The sequence below is a fragment of the Trichocoleus sp. FACHB-90 genome (assembly GCF_014695505.1).
Taxonomy (GTDB): Bacteria; Cyanobacteriota; Cyanobacteriia; order Cyanobacteriales; family FACHB-T130; genus Funiculus; species Funiculus sociatus.
On sequence record NZ_JACJOK010000003.1, the window covers coordinates 1 to 19,230 of the forward strand.

19 protein-coding genes and 3 pseudogenes are annotated in these 19,230 nt (G+C 45.1%); 10 read left to right on the forward strand and 12 right to left on the reverse strand.

Annotated elements, in window-relative coordinates; genetic code table 11:
* Together H6F74_RS00025 and recR are read left to right on the forward strand one after the other, a co-directional pair.
* Positions 1-243, forward strand: a pseudogene (locus tag H6F74_RS00025) (photosystem II q(b) protein); the annotation flags it as partial.
* 116 nt (positions 244-359) lie between these two features.
* Positions 360-983: pseudogene (recR, locus tag H6F74_RS00030) on the forward strand (recombination mediator RecR).
* Between the two features lie 95 nt (positions 984-1,078).
* On the opposite strand, the gene H6F74_RS00035 reads toward recR, so the two are convergent.
* From H6F74_RS00035 to H6F74_RS00050, 4 genes and pseudogenes are all read right to left on the reverse strand, one after another.
* The gene (locus H6F74_RS00035) at positions 1,079-1,786 is read right to left on the reverse strand and encodes a Coq4 family protein (protein WP_190434442.1); all 708 of its coding nucleotides are present in this window, start codon (positions 1,784-1,786) and stop codon (positions 1,079-1,081) included.
* A gap of 263 nt (positions 1,787-2,049) precedes the next feature.
* Positions 2,050-2,634 carry a response regulator gene (locus tag H6F74_RS30335; RefSeq protein ID WP_190434591.1) on the reverse strand — a complete coding sequence of 195 codons (585 nt, stop codon included), beginning with the start codon at positions 2,632-2,634 and terminating at the stop codon, positions 2,050-2,052.
* A 51-nt stretch (positions 2,635-2,685) separates the two neighbouring features.
* Positions 2,686-3,060 (reverse strand): annotated as a pseudogene (locus H6F74_RS30340) (response regulator); the annotation flags it as partial.
* A 147-nt stretch (positions 3,061-3,207) separates the two neighbouring features.
* Positions 3,208-3,819: a response regulator gene (locus H6F74_RS00050; RefSeq protein ID WP_190425494.1), complete on the reverse strand. Its 612-nt coding sequence runs from the start codon at positions 3,817-3,819 to the stop codon at positions 3,208-3,210.
* Positions 3,820-4,264: 445 nt separating this feature from the next.
* On the opposite strand from H6F74_RS00050, the gene lipA reads away from it, so the two are divergent.
* Entirely contained in the window at positions 4,265-5,188 is a 924-nt protein-coding gene (gene lipA / locus H6F74_RS00055; protein WP_190434444.1) for a lipoyl synthase, read from the forward strand.
* A gap of 144 nt (positions 5,189-5,332) precedes the next feature.
* Positions 5,333-5,476, forward strand: a complete 144-nt coding sequence (locus H6F74_RS00060; protein WP_190434446.1) for a photosystem I protein PsaX — start codon at positions 5,333-5,335, stop codon at positions 5,474-5,476.
* 120 nt (positions 5,477-5,596) lie between these two features.
* On the opposite strand, the gene H6F74_RS00065 is transcribed toward H6F74_RS00060, so the two are convergent.
* Positions 5,597-6,463: a branched-chain amino acid ABC transporter permease gene (locus H6F74_RS00065; protein WP_190425488.1), complete on the reverse strand. Its 867-nt coding sequence runs from the start codon at positions 6,461-6,463 to the stop codon at positions 5,597-5,599.
* A gap of 66 nt (positions 6,464-6,529) precedes the next feature.
* Between H6F74_RS00065 and H6F74_RS00070 the strand changes: the two genes are divergently transcribed.
* Positions 6,530-6,724: a heavy-metal-associated domain-containing protein gene (locus H6F74_RS00070; protein WP_190434448.1), complete on the forward strand. Its 195-nt coding sequence runs from the start codon at positions 6,530-6,532 to the stop codon at positions 6,722-6,724.
* Between the two features lie 137 nt (positions 6,725-6,861).
* Here the strand turns inward: H6F74_RS00070 and H6F74_RS00075 are convergent, their stop codons facing one another.
* Positions 6,862-7,053, reverse strand: coding sequence for a hypothetical protein (locus H6F74_RS00075; RefSeq protein ID WP_190425482.1), 192 nt, complete (start codon positions 7,051-7,053; stop codon positions 6,862-6,864).
* A gap of 107 nt (positions 7,054-7,160) precedes the next feature.
* On the opposite strand from H6F74_RS00075, the gene H6F74_RS00080 reads away from it, so the two are divergent.
* Genes H6F74_RS00080 through H6F74_RS00090 form a run of 3 tightly spaced genes read left to right on the forward strand, consistent with a single transcriptional unit; the run spans position 7,161 to position 10,894 of the window.
* Positions 7,161-9,437: a heavy metal translocating P-type ATPase gene (locus H6F74_RS00080; RefSeq protein ID WP_190434450.1), complete on the forward strand. Its 2,277-nt coding sequence runs from the start codon at positions 7,161-7,163 to the stop codon at positions 9,435-9,437.
* Positions 9,438-9,453: 16 nt separating this feature from the next.
* Positions 9,454-9,990, forward strand: coding sequence for a cupredoxin domain-containing protein (locus tag H6F74_RS00085; RefSeq protein WP_190434452.1), 537 nt, complete (start codon positions 9,454-9,456; stop codon positions 9,988-9,990).
* Between the two features lie 4 nt (positions 9,991-9,994).
* Positions 9,995-10,894 carry a hypothetical protein gene (locus tag H6F74_RS00090; RefSeq protein ID WP_190434454.1) on the forward strand — a complete coding sequence of 300 codons (900 nt, stop codon included), beginning with the start codon at positions 9,995-9,997 and terminating at the stop codon, positions 10,892-10,894.
* Between the two features lie 40 nt (positions 10,895-10,934).
* Here the strand turns inward: H6F74_RS00090 and H6F74_RS00095 are convergent, their stop codons facing one another.
* The 4 genes from H6F74_RS00095 to H6F74_RS00110 form a co-directional block, all read right to left on the reverse strand.
* Positions 10,935-11,753 (reverse strand): DVUA0089 family protein, encoded by an 819-nt coding sequence (locus tag H6F74_RS00095; RefSeq protein WP_190434457.1) that lies wholly within the window; start codon positions 11,751-11,753, stop codon positions 10,935-10,937.
* A 490-nt stretch (positions 11,754-12,243) separates the two neighbouring features.
* Entirely contained in the window at positions 12,244-12,942 is a 699-nt protein-coding gene (locus tag H6F74_RS00100; RefSeq protein WP_190434460.1) for a pentapeptide repeat-containing protein, read from the reverse strand.
* A 105-nt stretch (positions 12,943-13,047) separates the two neighbouring features.
* A complete protein-coding gene (locus tag H6F74_RS00105) occupies positions 13,048-13,431 on the reverse strand; it encodes a response regulator (protein ID WP_190434463.1) in 384 nt (127 codons plus the stop codon).
* 341 nt (positions 13,432-13,772) lie between these two features.
* On the reverse strand, positions 13,773-14,450 hold the full coding sequence (locus H6F74_RS00110; RefSeq protein ID WP_190434465.1) for a response regulator transcription factor: 678 nt from the start codon (positions 14,448-14,450) through the stop codon (positions 13,773-13,775).
* Between the two features lie 113 nt (positions 14,451-14,563).
* Between H6F74_RS00110 and H6F74_RS00115 the strand changes: the two genes are divergently transcribed.
* The gene (locus tag H6F74_RS00115; protein WP_190434467.1) at positions 14,564-16,705 is read left to right on the forward strand and encodes a PAS domain S-box protein; all 2,142 of its coding nucleotides are present in this window, start codon (positions 14,564-14,566) and stop codon (positions 16,703-16,705) included.
* 138 nt (positions 16,706-16,843) lie between these two features.
* On the opposite strand, the gene H6F74_RS00120 is transcribed toward H6F74_RS00115, so the two are convergent.
* The gene (locus H6F74_RS00120; protein ID WP_190434470.1) at positions 16,844-17,422 is read right to left on the reverse strand and encodes a DUF981 family protein; all 579 of its coding nucleotides are present in this window, start codon (positions 17,420-17,422) and stop codon (positions 16,844-16,846) included.
* A 6-nt stretch (positions 17,423-17,428) separates the two neighbouring features.
* A complete protein-coding gene (locus H6F74_RS00125) occupies positions 17,429-18,319 on the reverse strand; it encodes a sugar ABC transporter permease (RefSeq protein WP_190434475.1) in 891 nt (296 codons plus the stop codon).
* A gap of 249 nt (positions 18,320-18,568) precedes the next feature.
* Here H6F74_RS00125 and H6F74_RS00130 point away from each other — a divergent pair, with 249 nt between their 5' ends.
* Positions 18,569-19,222 carry a type IV pilin-like G/H family protein gene (locus H6F74_RS00130; protein WP_190434477.1) on the forward strand — a complete coding sequence of 218 codons (654 nt, stop codon included), beginning with the start codon at positions 18,569-18,571 and terminating at the stop codon, positions 19,220-19,222.
* The last annotated feature ends 8 nt before the right edge of the window (positions 19,223-19,230 follow it).

A 19,230-nucleotide genomic window follows, 5' to 3' on the forward strand; every position in this document is an offset into this window, starting at 1 on the left:
ATCGGCATCTGGTTCACCTCGCTGGGGATCAGCACGATGGCATTCAACCTGAACGGATTCAACTTCAACCAGTCAGTGATCGACTCACAAGGTCGTGTAATCAACACCTGGGCTGATGTAATCAACCGCGCCAACCTGGGTATGGAAGTAATGCACGAGCGTAACGCTCACAACTTCCCTCTGGACTTGGCAGCAGGTGAGTCCACTCCAGTTGCTCTGGTTGCTCCTAGCATCAATGGTTAATCGCTAGTTTTTCTAGCTAAAAAAGCGCTCCAAGAGGGGCGCTTTTTTTTTGGTAAAGTTATCCAAAGTAGGCTGGCGTTACTTCACGTACTGCCTACAGGAATGCCATCATAGTTATAGATAGATACACACTAGGAGAATAGACAACGTACACGCGACCCTTAGCTCGTCTGATCGAGCAACTACAACGTTTGCCTGGAGTTGGTCCCAAAACGGCCCAACGATTAGCCTTGCATATTTTAAAGCGATCGCCCGAAGAAGTAGAAGCACTAGCTCAAGCTTTAATTGAGGCGAAAAAGCAAGTTGGTTTATGTAAGGTGTGCTTTCACCTCTCAGCTGAACCTGTCTGTGAGATTTGCCGCAATTCCAACCGCGACAACAGCACTCTTTGTGTGGTAGAAGATTCCCGCGATGTGATAGCGCTGGAAAAAACCCGCGAGTATCGGGGTAAGTATCACATCCTGGGAGGTGTCATTTCCCCAATGGATGGCATTGGCCCCGACCAGCTGCATATCCAACCACTGGTGCGGCGAGTTAGTCAGCAAAAAATTAAAGAAGTGATTCTGGCAATTAGTCCGAGTGTAGAAGGTGAGACAACGACGCTTTATGTCGGTCAGCTGCTAAAGCCATTTACGCGAGTAACCCGGATTGCCTTTGGTTTACCAATGGGTGGAGATTTAGAGTACGCCGATGAGGTGACGTTAGCACGAGCCTTGGAAGGAAGGCGAGAGCTAGATTAGTTGTAATTCTCATAAAGGGGTGGACAATATTACTCCACCCCTTTAAAGAAGGAAACGCACTCTTAGTAAGGCTCCCTTCTTACTTTGAAGCTTTATTAAGAGGCACCTGTGTTCACGTTCCCAGTCTGAGCCTGGAAACTAGGCAAATTCTGCCCAATCCCTAATTCAGCCCTCCACTCAGACAAAGGCTTATCCCAGTTTTTCTCCCACTTCTGAGCCAGGAAAGGTTTTGCATTCATCCCCATCCTATATCCCTGAGAAATATGGTCTAACACCCTGTTCAAATGTTCTGGAGACTTGATCAGCGTACTCAATAACCCTCCGGCTGTCAGTACCACTGACATAGTTCTGCGTGTCTGAGCCACATAGAATGCCTGTAAACCTAGTTCTCCGGCTACGTCAGTGCTAAAGCCTGTAATTATATGCCAAATATCATGAGTCTGCCGGATGCGGAAAAGAAGGTAGCTGATATCATCCTCAACTTTTATCTTGCGGTAAAATTCTGGATCGAAACCTGCCTCCTTCATGTGAGAGGCGTACTCATATCCCAGAGAACCTTGGGGACATTTTAGCAGCGCTTCCAGGTCTGGAGTTGGAGCAACGTAACGCTCTTGGATGATGCGCTCTACATCAGGGTTAGATATTACATACTCCAGTGCCAGCTTAGTAGCATCTGTGTGCCGCAGCCCATCTTCGATATCGTAAACCGAGTCCGTTTGGTTGGGATCTTTGAGCAGAGAAACAACGCCTTTCAAAGTAGAAAAAAAATCAAGGTTTAAGCGTCGCCGTTCTCGTGACAACATACAATTCATCCTATAATCTTTGCTCAATCTTAGCCGTAGTTTTTTGTTAGTGGCATCCCCCTCCTATACCATTTTGGATGCAAGGATTTTGAATTGTGAAAGCCTTAATAACGTAGGTTGAGTTGAAGATTTTGTACCCGACACCCAAAGGCATTTGTTGGCTTTCCCTAGTCGCACGGGTCTAACCTACAATTATTCTTAAGTATTTTGCAGCAAAGATTTTGTAGGGCGGGCGTTGCCCGCCCTACTATTGGTAGAAGCTTCTAATGCAACTTCTGCTTGACGAAAGCCATAAGCTGAGCCAATTGTTTCTTCAACCCAGGAATCTCAGCTACTTGTTGCTTCAATCCATTAATCTCAGCCTGCATGGTGGCAATTTTTTCATTTAAAGCCTGAAGTTGAACGCCTGCACCTGTTGAGTCAGCGACTACTGCTGTCTGGAAAGAAGCCGTTCCAACGCTGGGCCGCACTCGTCTGGCTTTAGCCATCGCCGACTTGATGGCATCAGTTAATTGCTTGTTATTAAAGGGCTTTTCCAGAAATTCAAAATACTCAAAAGGTTCTGAAAGTTTTTCTTTCACCTCTTCTTTACGTCCAGACATTACAACTAAGGGAATTGTCTGTAATTCTGGCTGAGATTGCAGTTGCTGAAAAACTTCCCAACCACCCAAGCGAGGCATTATCCAATCCAACAGTATCAAGTTTGGACTCTCTTGCCGAATTAAATTAAGTCCTTCTTGGCCATCTTTTGCTTCTAGAACTTCAAATTTGCCCTGAGGCAACATTTCTGGGATTTGACTCCGAATGACTTTGGCATCATCAATTATCAAAATTTTTTGAGTTGCCACACTCGCTGGAGCTTTTTGGGCAGGCGGCGAAGCAGTTTGCCTTCGAGGCAATTTCGCTTTTGCCATTGCAGATTTCATCGCCTGAATCAGCGTCTTTTGCTGAAGCGGCTTTTCCACAAATTCAAAATACTCAAACGGTTCCGGAATTTTCTGTGTAACTTCTTCTTTGCGCCCTGACATCAACACCAAGGGGATTTTCTGGAGTTCCGGGGAAACTTGAATCTGTTGAAAAACTTCCCAGCCACTTTGTTTGGATGCTAGGAAATTCAGCACGATTAAATTCGGGCGTTCTTGGCGGATTAAATTGAGTCCTTCTTGAGTGTCTTTTGCTTCTAAAACTTCAAAATTGCTTTTGGGCAATATTTCTCTAACTGCACTTTGGCTTGTGGCACTGTCATCGATAACCAGGACTTTGTTACTTGGCATAACTGACTCCTAGAAGTTGTGACTGAGGGCATTAAATGGTCTTATGTTGTTTTGCTCAACCGTAAGACTGCCCCCAATATAAGTTAGTTTAGCCAGAGATTAATTGGGATATCTCACGGGCAAGACGTATTCCCTAAATACTAGCTGCTACTTCAGCTTTTGTTGGATGAAAGCCATAATTTGAGCTAGTTTTTTCTTCAATCCGTCAACTTCCGCGGGTACCGCCGCCATCTGAGCCATCTGTTTTTTCAAGGTGTCAATCTCAGCTTGCATTTTGGCAATTCTGGCATTTAGCTGCTGAATTTCAGCGGTACCAGTAGATGAGTCTGGGGGAACTGTTTCTTTTACTACTGGCTGCGGGGACGGCGCTACCGCTGGGCGGAGGCTAGCTTTACGCATCGCTGATTTGATGGCGGCAATCAGCTGCTTTTGGTCAAATGGCTTGGGGATAAATTCAAAATACTCGAAAGGTTCCGAAATTTTCTCGGTCACTTCTTCTTTACGACCGGACATCAAAACTAGAGGAATCTTCTGAAGTTCAGGCTTGTTTTGAACCTGCTGAAATACTTCCCAGCCGCTCATTTTAGGCAACAGAAAATCCAACATAATCAAGTTGGGATGTGCCTGGTGGATCAGATTCATGCCTTCCAAACCGTCTTTTGCTTCTAAAATCTCAAAGTTACCCGGCGGTAACATATCGCGTACTGTATTTCTAATCACTCTACTGTCATCAATAACCAGGATTTTGTGACTTGCCACGACCGAACTCCTTAGAGGGGATTTTTTAAAAAACTACGCTTAGTTTGAGACGACTGCTGCTTGCTCTAGAGTTAGAAAAAAGCGACTAGCTTCAAAAACCGGCATAGCGTTCATACGCATCAGGATGATTTGCAATGTGTAGCGCCTGGGTGTTAGAGCTACAGACCTATGAAGTTGTATACGCGATCGCGGTAAACTAACGCTACCGCTATAGTAGGTAATTCCTGAGCGGGTGACGTGCAGCGATACAGTTTTTTGCTTGACATCCTCAACGTTTTACCATCTCGACATTAAGCCAAAAAGCCAGCTGAGTGCCTAAATTCTAGATTAATCTGGTCTGGTCTGAAAGGGCAAAAAATCACTGTGGAACAAGAGTTAGAGTTAAATGCTTTAAGATTTGTATCATGTGGATGCTCACTTTGGCTGTTAGCCCACCGGAAGATTCATGGATCTGCCTACCGAAACGGATAATGTAACCCAGTCTAATGTGCAAGAGTGGCGGTCAGAAATTGAGGCACTACCGTCTTGGTTGCGCCGCCCCATTGGGAAAGCTAGCGAAATCTCAACGGTGCAACGAATTATTAAGCAGCGACAAATCCACACGATTTGTGAGGAGGGGCGCTGTCCGAACCGGGGAGAGTGTTATGCCCAGAAGACGGCAACTTTTTTGTTGATGGGGCAAACTTGTACCCGTGCTTGTGCTTTTTGTCAAGTGGAGAAGGGACACGCACCGATGCCTTTAGATCCAGAGGAACCGCAAAAGGTGGCGACTGCGGTGCAGTTGCTAGGTTTGCGCTATGTGGTGCTGACTTCGGTAGCTAGAGATGATTTGCCGGATGGGGGGGCTGGTTGGTTTGCGGCGACGATGGCGGCGGTGAGACAGATGAACCCGGAAACCTTAATTGAGGTGTTGACTCCGGATTTCTGGGGGGGTAAGGAGTCGGAGGAAAAACAACGCCAACGAGTCGCAACGGTAGTTTCGGCTCAACCTGTCTGTTATAACCACAATATTGAGACGGTGCGATCGCTTCAAGGACGGGTGCGACGAGGGGCGCAGTATGAGCGATCGCTTGATGTCCTGCGTTATGTTAAAGAACTCGATCCGACAATTGCCACGAAATCCGGTTTGATGCTGGGACACGGGGAAACGGAAGCCGAAGTAATTGAGGCGATGGCAGATTTGCGGGCTGCGGGATGCGATCGCATTACTCTGGGGCAATATATGCGCCCCTCTCTAGAACATTTGCCAGTCCAGAAATACTGGACACCAGAGGAGTTTGAAAAATTCGGTGCGATCGCCCGCGAGATGGGCTTTGCTCACGTTCGTTCTGGCCCCTTGGTACGCAGTTCCTACCACGCGGGAGAATAGGGAAGAAGGGCAAAGGGGCAACGAGAAAGATTTTCATCCTTTTTTAGTACAACTGCGAAAATGAAAATATTTCTATCGAGTCGTGCTAATGGGGACAGCTCTTTGGTATTTCTTTAGAATGTACCAAATTAGGAGATTATCCTGATGACAGCTCAAGCTAAGCAACCCAAAGGTTCTCTTACCAAAACCAGTAATCCTCCCTATCCCTTCCGCACTATCGTTTTACTCATTCTCTTAGCGGGCAACTTCCTGGTTGCTGGAATCTATTTCCACGTCATCAACCCATAGTTGATGCAAAAGGTGGCAACGGATGGGGTAACAGATGTAACGGATGGGTTAACTTATGGGACTCATAGTCAATCCATCCGTCACATCCGCTACAAAATCTGCTGCCACCTTTATCCTTTTTTAAATCGTTCCTTTAAACAAGCCTTGGGGACGGAACAGTAGAATCAAGACCATAATCATCAAGGCAACGCCTTGCTTGTATTCCGAACCAAGTAAGGGAACGCTGACTTCTTGGGCGATACCAATGACTAAAGCACCCGCGATCGCGCCGTAGGGATTGCCAATTCCGCCGAGAATCACTGACGCAAACATGGGCAAAATCAAAAACCAGCCCATATTGGGACGAACGCCTGTAATTAGCCCATACATGGCTCCCCCCAGTGCGGTAAAAATACCCGTAATTACCCAAGTCCAAATTACTACGCGCTCAACGTTAATCCCTGAGACACGAGCCAGATCAATATCATCCGCTACAGCTCGCATCGCTTTACCGATTTTGGTGTTTTGCAGCAGAAAATGCAGCGCTAAAATTGCCAGCACCGCCATACCTACTACCAGCACTCGGTAATAAGCTACTTTGATTCCAAATATGTCTATAGCGCTTGCTACGGGCAAATTGTAGCGCTGGTTGCTGCCTCCCCAAATGAAGATGATGCCGTTGCGGATAAACAAGGCAAGTCCAATGGAGATGATTATTAGGGTGGTGGAGGAGGCACGGCGATCGCGCATTGGTTTCCACAGCAGCTGTTCGCTTAGTAGCATCGCTCCGACTGTTCCCCCAGCCCCCAAAATCATGGAGAGCCAAATATTTACCCCACTGGTATTTGCTAACCAGGTGAGATAAGCTCCCAGTGTCATAAAATCGCCGTGAGCAAAGTTGGAGAGTCGCAAAATACCATAAGTCAGCGTTAGTCCGACTGCCGCAAGTGCAATGATGCTACCTACGGCAATTCCATTCACAATTAATTGTGCAGTTTGTGTGTCCATTGGGTTGACTCTCCAGTTGAGAGGAGAGTTCATAATAGAAATTGAAAGAGTAATCTTGGTTTTACCATGACACTAGAACTGAAAGTACCGAGTATGGCTTGTTCTGCCTGTGTAGAGACAATTTCCCAGGCAGTTACCGCAATTGATCCGAAAGCGAAGGTAGAGGCTGACACCAAAACTAAGGTGGTGCAAGTGGAAACGCAACAGCCAGAAACGAAAGTTAGGGAAGCGATCGCTAACGCCGGATATCCCGTTGCCTAGTGTGTTTTCTGGATCGGGGATTTTAACTCATCTCAATTGCCGGATTTTGCCGTTTGTATGAGTCAGATACTGGCGAGTTTGGAAAAAGCGGAAAAGCGATCGCCTTTCCGCTTTTTCCCCAAGTATGCGATCGCTTCTCAAAGTTTTGCCCCAGTGATAAATTTTCGACCCCGTTGCACAGCAGCAGCGACAGAATTAAAAGTGCTGCCTTCGCCAATTTTTTCTCCGACGGGATTAAAAACTTGGAAGCCATAGCCGCGACTATTGCTGAACACTATCAACAGCCACCCCTCAAAGGTTTCGAGATAGTTCAGTGTTTGCTGATTCATTGTTATCTTGCTAGGAATATCTAACTTTAGGAAGATTATCCAGCTTACCCCTTGACTCTCCAGTACGCTAGAAGGTTTACCTTAAAATCAGACAGCAGGAGATAGTTATGGAAACACACTCTCTTAACTTACAAGGAATGAGTTGTGCTGCTTGCGCTGGTGCGATAGAAAAAGCGATTCGCAATGTTCCGGGCGTGAGGGAGTGCAACGTTAACTTTGGCATGGAACAAGCTACCGTCAAGTATGAGCCTCAAGCAACGAGTTTAGAGGAAATTCAGCAAGCTGTAGCTGATGCGGGTTATGCAGCCCAACCAGTTCAAGAATTGGGAACCGGAGTTGATGATACTGAGGTAGCAAGTCGCCGCCAGGAAAAGCAACAGCTGACGCGCAAAGTAATATTAGGTGCAGTCATTAGTATTGTGCTGGTGGTGGGTTCAATCCCGGCGATGACTGGGTTACACGTTCCCTTGATTCCAGCATGGCTACATAATCCTTGGGTGCAGCTGGTGTTGACGACACCTGTGCAGTTTTGGTGTGGCGAGTCTTTTTTCCGGGGCGCGTGGAAAGCTTTGAAGCGTCATGCTGCTGATATGAATACGCTGATTGCGCTTGGTACAGGTACGGCGTATTTATATTCGCTGTTTGTCACTGTTTTTCCGGGAGTCTTGGGGCTGAGTACAGATGTATATTATGAAACAGCAGTAGTAGTAATAACCCTGCTTTTGCTGGGACGGCTGCTAGAAAACCGAGCCAAGGGGCAAACTTCGGAAGCGATTCGCAAATTGATGGGTTTGCAAGCAAAAACGGCCCGTCTGATTCGGGATGGGCAGGAAATTGATGTTCCCGTTGAGGCGGTGAAAGTTGGAGATGCGATCTTGGTGCGTCCAGGCGAACAAATCCCGGTTGATGGGGAAGTGATAGAAGGTACTTCCACCATTGATGAGGCGATGGTGACGGGTGAAAGCGTACCTGTGAAAAAACAGCCAGGAGATGAAGTTATTGGGGCGACGATTAATAAAACTGGCAGCTTTAAGTTTCGGGCGACGCGAGTCGGACGGGATACAGTTTTGGCGCAAATTGTCAAGTTGGTGCAACAAGCTCAAGGTGCGAAAGCACCGATTCAAAGATTGGCGGATCAAGTGACGGGGTGGTTTGTGCCTGTGGTGATTGCGATCGCGATCGCTACCTTCATCATCTGGTTTAACATCACGGGCAATCTGTCAATGGCTTTAATTACCACCGTTGGCGTGTTAATTATTGCTTGTCCCTGCGCTTTGGGTTTAGCTACGCCTACTTCTGTGATGGTGGGAACAGGAAAAGGCGCAGAAAATGGCATCTTAATTAAAGGTGCTGACAGTCTGGAACTAGCTCATAAGATCCAAACGATTGTGTTAGATAAAACTGGCACTCTCACGCAGGGAAAACCCACAGTTACAGACTATGTAACGATGTTGGGAACTGCTAACCAAAATGAACTGAAACTCCTACGGCTGGGGGCAGCAGTTGAACGCAATTCAGAACATCCTTTGGCTGAAGCTGTTGTTAAATATGCCCAGTCTCAGGAAGTAATGTTTCCATTGCCAGAGGCGAAAAATTTTGAAGCGATCGCGGGTAGCGGTGTCCAAGGTATCGTATCAGACAGGTTGGTGCAAATCGGCACGCAGCGATGGATGGATGAATTGGGAATTGAAACGCTACCTTTGCAAGGACAAAAAGTTGCTTGGGAATCTGCGGGTAAAACTGCCGTTTGGATTGCCGTAGATGGAGAAATGCAAGGGTTAATAGCAATTGCGGATGCCCTCAAACCATCTTCAGCAGTAGCTGTGAGAGCATTGCAAAAGTTAGGTTTAGAGGTGGTAATGCTCACCGGGGATAATCGCCAAACTGCGGAAGCGATCGCCCAAGAAGTTGGCATCAGCCGCGTCTTTGCGGAAGTACGTCCAGATAAAAAAGCCGCAATTATCAAATCTCTCCAGGGTGAGAACAGGGGAAAAGTTCCCAAGTCAAAATCGATTGTGGCAATGGTGGGGGATGGAATCAATGATGCGCCAGCACTGGCACAAGCAGATGTGGGAATTGCGATTGGGACGGGGACAGATGTAGCGATCGCAGCCAGCGACATCACCTTAATTTCTGGCGACTTGCAAGGCATTGTAACTGCTATTGGTTTAAGTCGCGCCACCATGCAGAATATTCGGCAAAACTTGTTTTTTGCCTTTATCTACAACGTTGCTGGAATTCCCATCGCCGCTGGAATTTTGTTCCCAATTTTTGGCTGGTTACTTAACCCAATGATTGCTGGTGCAGCGATGGCTTTCAGTTCTGTTTCTGTCGTCACCAACGCTTTGCGTTTGCGGAACTTTCAGCCGCGAGTCCATTTCTAAATACAGGGGATGACAAATGGTTAGTCAAAAAAAGCTACTGCGTCATTTTTTCAGTCTAGGGTTGTTACTCTCAATGGCTTCAATAGCACCAGTAAAAGCCGTTCAACCTGAGACAGCAATGCCAACTAGCCAATTCCGCCAAATTGAGCAACCTTTTGAGGTGAAGCTAGGAGTTACATTGGGCGGTTTGGCGCTAATCGGGTTAGAACTTTGGTGGTTTTTGTTAAGTAAAACTAAAGCGGAACAGGCGACAGCAAATCAAGGAATTCAAGAACTCACAATCAAAGTTGATGGCGGTTACGCTCCAAATCGGGTAGTAGTGAAAGCAGGCCAACCTGTTCGCCTCAACTTTTTTCGCCAAGATTCAAGTAGCTGCTTAGAGAAAGTTATTTTACCGGATTTCCACATTGCTAAAGACTTGGACTTGGATCGAGTAACACCTGTAGAATTTACCCCACAAAAGCCAGGAGAGTACCCTTTTACCTGTGGGATGAATATGGCTAGAGGTGTGGTGGAAGTAAAAGCATCAGTTGCAACAAATCAAGATGAGTAAAATTATGAAAAACAAAGCCCAAATTTACGGTGTTGTCGGGTTGCTGGTAGGGGGCGCGATCGCAGCTGCTGGGATAACCCAGGTGATGAAAATGGGTCATCAAGATATGGGTATGATGCCCTCTGACCCTCATGCAGGGCATAACATGGCTGGCGATGACCCGCACGCTGGGCATAACATGAATCACCATTCGATGCCCAAAACGGAGGCGGTGCAGGCTAAACTTACGGTTCCACCCAATGTTTCTCCTAATAAGCCAGTTCCTCTAGTCATTGATATTCAAGACAAATCGGGGAAAGCGATCGCTAAATTTGACAACTTTCAAGAAAAACTGATGCACCTGATCGTTGTCAGTGACGATTTTCAGTTTTTCAATCATATTCATCCCGCCTACAAGCAGAACGGACGCTTTGAAGTAAATGCCAGTTTTCCGCAACCTGGTAATTACAGCCTTTTTAGCGACTACAAACCAACTGGACAAAAGGAACAAGTCTCGGTATTAAAAGCACAAGTGGCAGGTAAAATTACTTCACCTGCCCCAACTGTTGACCTGAATTATGCTAAAACTTTTGGCGATACGAAAGTAAATCTTACCTTTTCTAAGCCAAAAATAAAAGCTGGTGAAGATGTCACCTTGCAGTTTAATTTACAAAATGCTGCTGACAATCAACCCATTAAAGATTTGCAGCCTTACTTAGGAGAGAAAGGGCATTTAGTAATTCTACGGCAATCACCAAATTTGACAGCCGCAGATTACATTCACGCCCACGCTATGAACAATACTCCCCCAGAACAGGTATCTTTCCACACTCAGTTTCCTCAACCAGGAAAATATAAAGTTTGGGGTCAATTTAATCGCGGTGGCAAGGTTGTTACCGCTGACTTTTGGGTTGAGGTTATTTAACCACTTTCAGGTTAACTACTTGGGTTGTGTTTTTTTGAAATCACTGGGTATTATTTCTAATAGCCAGTGATTTCTGCTTGCGAGTTAGTGCTGAATAGCCACCTAAAGCAGCAAGCATTACTATACCTAATGCAGAACTGGATTCGGGGACGGACTTTTCTGTGGCGACAGGTTTAACTCCTGAGAGGGAAATCAAATAACTATTGCCGCCTCTGGTGCTTTCTCCTGTCCAATTGCTAAGAGGTGAGTTACCCCCTGGCCCCGTGGGCCCAACAACTGCCTGGAATGGCTGATCAGGGAAAATTAGTCCCTCATTGCTGACCGGATCGTTATTGAACCAAGAAATTCCCAGGAAGTAGTCTCCCGCAGGTAACGAAGTTGGTAGCAGTTGAGGTAAAGCAGAAACATTATCAACAGTTTTTTCTGGATAGGTTGCACCAGGTGTGAGTGGGGTATCATCGTTGGCAATGACCCCCTTGCCATTGGAGTCAAACAGGAACAACTGGAAGTCAGAAAGTAGGGAGTAACTAGGGCTAAAAGAGTATAGCCTAGCTGAAAATGGAGTTGTACCAGTCAGGGATATCTTGAACAGGTCAACATCAATAGGATTATCAATTTCTCCGGAAATAAAGTCTAATGTGGCTGGCCCTCCTGAAATAATTTGGGGATTAGAAAGCAGTTGACCAGCATCCCCAATTTCAACAAATCCATTTTCTCCTATAGGGGGGAACTGTCCATTGTTCTTCACAAAACCTGTGGTTTGTGCGGTTGCTGACCAGCTGAGAATAACATTCGTAGCAATAGCCACTGATGTAGCTGTTATTAGACTTGCTTTGCCTAAAAGAGCCGGGATACCCATGATTTTCACTCCTCGAAAAATCTAATATTTGAGATTAGGAATAGTTCCAAGTAAGGCTGTAAGTTTTAGCTAATTTTAGTTAGCTTTTACACACTCTACACCATCTGTCATCAAGATGCTGTTTAAGTATGTCCACCTAATATTTATTAAATTTGTTTTAGAATTGAGAAATGATATTTTTTGATTAAATATCTTATACTACATAATATAAATATGGGTAAATCTGCCTAAAGATTGAACTTTTATTAGGTAGACTTGTTCCCTAAAATATTTGTTCAGGATTTTCGGGTTTTGGTTAGTCGTGCAAAAAAACCGCGTCTCTAGACTGGCGCTTATCCGAATATAGCAATCCTATTTGAGTTGTGACCCAGCACTTTAGCCCCCCTACTTCTCTAAGAAGTAGGGGGGCTGGCACTCACGAATTATTTAGGACTGCTATAGCTAATGGCTAAGAGCTATTAGCCTCAAACTATAAACGAAGGGATTAAAATTAATTGAAAGACCTTGGCATTATTCCTACTACTAGCTCTCGTTGCTGATTTATCGTGTTAGATATTATGGTGTTGCAAAGCCTTGCATTAGTCAGATTTGCTTCTTGAAGATTGGCTCCGCTCAAGTCTGCCTCAGTTAAGTTTGCCCAGGCGAGGTCTGCACCAGTTAGGTTAACTTGACACAAATTAGCTTCTACTAGCCTGGCTCCACATAGCTCTGCTCCAGCTAGATTGGATCTAACCAAGTTAGTTCCAATCAAAGATGCCTCATTTAGTTTGGCAAAGCTGAGGTCGGCATCGCTCACATCTGCCTCACACAGAGAAGTTGCCGATAGATTGGCTCCTTTCAATGTCACCTTCCACAAGAAAGCCCCACACAGGTTGGCCTTCGTCAAATCAGCATCAATTAAATTAGCTTCATACAGGTTTGCTTCGCGGCAGTCAGCTTCGCGGAGATTAGCGTCTTGCAGGTTTGCGCCACTTAGGTTGGCACCCTTTAGGATAGCTTCACTAAGATTTGCTCCCCGCAAATCTGCTCCTATCAGCTTAACCCCACTCAAATTAACCCCTCTGAGGTTAATTCCACTTAAGTTAGCTCTACTCAAGTCCATCTCGATAGGGGATTTTCTATTGATTTCTCCCGCAATAAATTCTTTTTCTATAGCATAACTTTTATAAAAATCTTCTTTATAATTCATATTTTTTTCTTCTTCAGTATTTCAGGTGGTTAATTAAACTAAAGGTTGATTTTGCTGATTTTTATTCAGCCTTTTGATGAAACCGACAATCATCACTGAGATAATTTAATGTGATATACACTGTTTTTGCAGTTGCACTGCGATCGCTTCCATCAATTGTTTGTTTATGACTGGCTTAGTCAAGTAATCAGCAGCACCTAATTCCAAACCTAGCCGCCGCGCGGCATTACCCTCTTCACCACTCAAAAAAATGAAAGGAATTCTTGCAGTTTTGGTGTTTTGACGCAATGCTTCTAACACCTCGTAACCATTCATTTCCGGCATATTGATGTCAGAAATAATCAAATCTGGCATCTGTTCGTTGGCTAACTGCAAACCAATTAAGCCATTTTTAGCACCGATTGCCTGGAAACCCTGAGATTCAATGAGGTCAAGAAGGCTGGTTAAAGTGTCTGTAGCATCTTCAATAACCAGAACTTTTCCATCCATTTCATTTCCTCTATTCAATCCAAGATTGAGCGTGGTGAATCAAGCTGACAAGACACCAACAATTAGGTCAAGCTGCTTTGAGGCATTTTTAATTTACACTACGCAAGTAGAGAAATTGGGGAAGGAATCGGGAAGAAACTGGGCAAAAATCGGGAATAAATCGGGAAGATAGCTTGGGATTGGGGATTGGGAACTGGGGATTGGGCAATACTGTTAGGTGAGAAATAATTCTAGGTTAGGGAGAGGTCAGAAGTATTGCATACCAATGAGAACCCCTCTAAGGAATTCCCAATTACCAAATTACGAATACCAAGTAACAAAAGTTAGGAAACCTTAATATTTTATGATAGCTGCTTCAAGCGGTATCCTAAACCGTGAACCGTTTCAATCACGTCTTCGGGAGCTGCTACAGTTCGGAGTTTCTGACGCAGACTTTTGATGTGAGCTTTGACGGTATCTTCTTCCGGCGGATTTTCACTAGACCAAAGGCTATCTATAATCGCAGAACGGCTTAGCACCCGGCGACCATTGCGGAGAAACAGTTCAAGAAGACTGAATTCCTTGGGGGTTAATTGCAAAGGCTGATTCTGGTAGGAGACTTCATAGGTGCTGGGATTGAGGTGCAAGTCTCCCCAGACTAGAATCGGTGCAGAGGGAGAACTACCCCGACGCAGTAAAGCTCGGATACGGGCTAATAATTCTTGCAGATCAAACGGTTTTACTACATAGTCATCGGCTCCAGCGTCTAAACCATTGACTTTATCGCTACTGGTGTCGCGTGCTGTCAGCATCAGGATTGGTAGATGATAGCCGTGTGTGCGTAGACGTTGGCAAAGACTGAACCCATCCAGCTTGGGAAGTGTTACATCCAGCAAAATCAGGTCGTAAGCGATCGCTTTGACTTGGCTCCAACCCGACTCCCCATCCTTAACCACATCTACCACATAGAGCTGGTCTGTAAGGGCTTCAGCCAGCGCTTCCGCCAGACGCACATCATCTTCAACTAGCAGAATCCGCATATTAATCGGAGAGGAGATAGGGAGTAATCTTACTCGGCGCTTGTCATCTATCCTGAGAGTGGACTACTAGCCCAATAATCATAAAATTTTATAGGCATTAAAAAATACTGTATATGAAGTGGTCGCAGGAAAGAAAAATCATTGCAGGTGGTTTTGGGTTGGCGATGCTCATTCTTAGCATTGTTAGCACAGCTTCCTATCAAAACACAACCAAGCTATTTCAAAGGCAAAAACGGGTAGAGAAAACCTACCAAGTCCTGCAAGAGATCAGGGATGTACTGACGACGCTGCGGGATGCTGAGAGAGCTAGACGCGGCTATATTATCACCGGAAAAGAGTTGTATTTAGTAACATACAACACTGCCATTCAAGAGATTAACCCCAAATTCAACCAGGTGCGACGGGAAACCGCTGATAATCTCAATCATCAGCGTAGCCTGGATATCATCGAGCCTTTAATTGCTCAAAGAGTTACATTAATCAAAAAGTCTGTTGAGTTGTACAAGCAGAATAAATCTGACACAGCAACTCAAATAGAGCTGACAGATAAAGGGATTATGCTGCACGATGAAATTTGGAAAATCATTGCCAAAATGGAAGGCGAGGAGAAATTATTATTGCAGCGTCTAGCTGAGCAATCGGAAGCAAGCTTCCAAGACACAATGCTAATAGAAATCGCAGGTTCTTTCTTTAGCTTTGGTTTACTTTTTGGAGTTTACTCGTTGCTGCATCAGCAAATCAAAAAACGGCAACGAGTAGAGGAGATTTTGCGGCAAAGCGAACAACGATACCGGGATTTATTTCAACTTCATCCCTATCCTTTATGGGTTTTCGATTTAGAAACTTTAGCTTTCCTCGCTGTCAATGATGCAGCGGTCAATGATTACGGCTACTCACAGGCAGAATTTTTATCTATGACGATTAAGGATATTCGTCCCCCGGAAGATGTACCTATCCTCGTTGACAGAAATTCGGTACACTTTTCCAAAGTTAAGCAAGCCGGAGTATGGAGACATCAGAAACGGGATGGAACCCTGATATATGTAGAAATTACTGCCCATGAATTAGTGTTTGTGGGGCGACAAGCAAGGCTGGTGTTAGCTCGTGACATCACTCAGGAAAAGCAAGCACGGGAGGCGTTACAAGCCAGCGAGGAAAAGTTTCGCCAAATTGCTGAAAATATCCATGAAATTTTTTGGATGAGCGATGATGCAATGCATGAAGTTTTATATGTTAATCCCGTTTATGAACAAATTTGGGGACGTACCCGCGAGAATTTATATGCAAATCCTAAATCTTTTATAGATGCCGTACATCCAGAAGATCGAGAGCGGGTAATTGCGAACCTTGAGCAGAACGCCAAAAAAGAATTTGATATTAAGTATCGGATTGTGCGACCTGATGGTTCAGTTCGCTGGGTTTGGGATCGCTGTTTCCCTATTAAAAATGCGGCGGGAGAAGTCTATCGGCGGGCTGGAATAACACAAGATATCACTGAGCGCAAGCAGGCGGAAGAAATTCGCCGCACTTTGGAAAAAGAACGAGAAATTAACGAACTTAAACTACGCTTTTTTTCAATGGCTTCTCACGAGTTCCGCACTCCTTTAAGCACTATTTTAATTTCAGCTCAACTATTGGAAAATAGCAGCAAAGAATGGTCAGAAGAGAAAAAACTTAAAAATCTCTATCGCATTCAATCTGCCGCTAAAACTATGACTCAGTTATTAACAGATATTTTGACTCTAACCAGAGCAGAATCTGGAAAGTTAGAATTCAATCCAGAACCTTTAGATATTGAAAATTTCTGTCAGTCTCTAGTCGAAGAAATTGAGTTCAGCACTCGCGCTCAACAGAATATCTTTTTTATCAGCCAATGCGTAGGTAAATCGGCTTGCATGGATGAAAAGCTGCTGCGCTCGATTTTTACTAATCTGCTGTCTAATGCCATCAAGTATTCGTCAGAGGATAGCCATATCTATTTCATCCTCAGTTGTGAATCGGGAGAGGCTATTTTTCAAATTCAAGATAAGGGGATTGGGATTTCTTCAGAAGACCAAGAACTCCTTTATCAATCTTTCCACCGGGGCAAAAATGTGGGTGATGTTGCAGGGACAGGGTTAGGTTTAGCTGTTGTCAAAAAGTGTGTAGAGTTACACGGTGGTAGCATTGCGGTAGAAAGTAAAGTTGGGCTTGGTACTACGTTTACTGTGGCAATTCCTTGGGATATTAATGTTTCAAAGAGTCCAAACGCCTAGCGACTGAAGTCGCGGCTAGACAAACTAAGCCCGCCTGCGCGGGCTAGTAAGTAATAGTTATCAATAAAAAAAGCAAAGTTGGTTTAGGTTGGGTGATTGCGTAAAACCCAACCTAAAATTATTTTAACTTTCAGCAGGTTAGGGCGATCGCATAATCGGCGGCTTCCAGTCGGAGTAGTTTGCTATGTGACCCCAGTATGCCATGTAGCCAGTAAGCGCCCAGATGAGAGCAGCTATTATCAGTACAGCTGCGCCAATCATTCGCCAGGTGCGATTAGTTTGGAGATAAAGTGATGGTGCAGCGAGGACACCACCTAATCCTGTCAGGATGAAGCCGATACCGGATAGGAGTGGCTGTCGTGTCAAATTCAAGTTGATGATCCGCACCCCAATTACAATGGCAGCCAAACCAGCGAAGAAGGCGTACATTGCCACTGTTAGTAAGTCCCAACCCTGCGCGATCGCTATTGATGCGGCTACGAATAAAATCCCGAACAAAACTGATGTCTCACCATAAGCAATGTTGAAGCTGCCAGTAACAGGCCATGTAAAAGTCATGTGTAAGCCAGTTACGAGTGCGATCGCGCCCGTCATCCCGAAGCCTGGAATCCACCTTTTCTGATTATCGGCACCAAGTCCCCAATACACGTAGGAAGCTAAGATAAACAGCCCCGCTACCATATTGATCAGCATCAGCGTTATGTAATTGACAAACACGATACTCTAACCCTCCTCTCCCCAAGTTCGTAACTGTAGATAGACTAGCACTAGTGTCACTGCTAGCAGCACTGTGGCGGCGGCGGCGGCATAACCAAAATCAAATTGGGCAAATGCTTGATCGTATATGTAGTACACCAGTAAATTTGTTGTATTTAATGGCCCACCGCCAGTAATCACATAAACTTGCTCGAAACTCCGCAGTGTAAAAATGGCTGTGGTGACTGTGGCAAAGACTAGAGTAGGTCGCAATCCGGGTAAAGTAATATGCCAAAATTGTTGCCAGGAATTTGCTCCATCTAGTTCTGCTGCTTCATAGCGACTGGGGGGAATTGCCTGCAATCCTGCCAGAAACACCACCATATTAAAACCTAGCTGTTTCCAGATACTTAACAATATCAACACTGGCATTGCCCAAATCGTGCTACCTAGCCAGGGAATCGGTTCAATATTGATAAAATTTAGCAGGGCGTTGACTGGGCCTTCGGTTTGGAACAGCCAGCGGAAGCCCAAACCAGCAGCTACGAGACTTGTGATAGAAGGAATAAAATAGGCAGTTCGCAAAATTCCCCGCAAGGCAAAGGAACGATTTAGCAGCACTGCTAAACCCAAGGGAATAATTAAACTGGGAATAACTGTGGCAATGGTGAAATAAGCGGTGTTACTGAGAACTTGCCAAAAGTCGGGTGTGAGGAGTAAGCGCAGGTAGTTCTTTAAACCTACCAAGCGGACACCAGCGATGGTGAAACTACCTGTGGTAAAGCTGAGATAAAACAGGTAGGCGATAGGCCACAGCAGAAACAGCCCTAGTAAAATTAGGGCGGGGGCGAGAAAAATCCAAGCAGCGATCGCATCATTATCTAGCAGTTGCTTTTGAGAGAAGTGCGGGGATTTCATGGAACGATTCGCTTGCAGTGAGTCGGCGTATGGCTATTTTAGCCGGACATTGGGTAAGATCCTGTTAATCTGTTGGCAGGAAGCGATCGCGTGAATCACACCGTCTTCAAGCAACGTTATAAACTAGCAAATCTTCCAATCCTAAGTATATTGCTTGGGCTAATGACTGTTAGTGGCTGTAATTCAACCAATACACCTTCAGCTTCTTCCCTAAGTACTACTCAAGACAAATCAGGGACAGATCGATCAGTGGGACAATCGCAAATAACAGATTCTTCCCCAAGTGCTACTCAAGACAAATCAGGGGCAGATCGATGGGTGGGACAATGGCAAATAACAGAGCCATCATCCGGTCAAATTCTGAAGTTTGTGTTGACACCAGAGGGCAAATTATTATACCTATCTCCTGAAACCTCCTCTGGCCCCATTGCATATGAAATACCTGTCCAAAAGATTTCTGACGCAACAACTTTACCTCCAAACACTCAAATTGTTGGCTTTGAGCAAGCATTAGTCAAGGGGCCACAATCTGAAGCCAAAACCTATCTCGGTGCTATGAACCGTGCCCAACAAGCTTATTACCTCGAAAATGGCAAATTTGGCACAACGCTTGAACAGCTTGGTGTTGGAATTCAGTCAGAGACAGAGAATTATTTGTACAAGATTCTACCCCAAAGTAACCAAAGCGTAATTCAGACTGCCCAGGCTAAGAACCCTAGACTTAAACTTAGAAGCTATACTGGCGCTGTGTTTGTCACCAAAATTAACGACGAAAATATTACAAGGGCGGCAATTTGCGAAACTGATGAACCCTCATCCACTCTGCCTGCCATGCCCACACCTCCGAAGAATGCCTCTGAACAAATTCAATGTCCGGCAGGTTCACATTCACTAGGAAAATAAATGTTGCA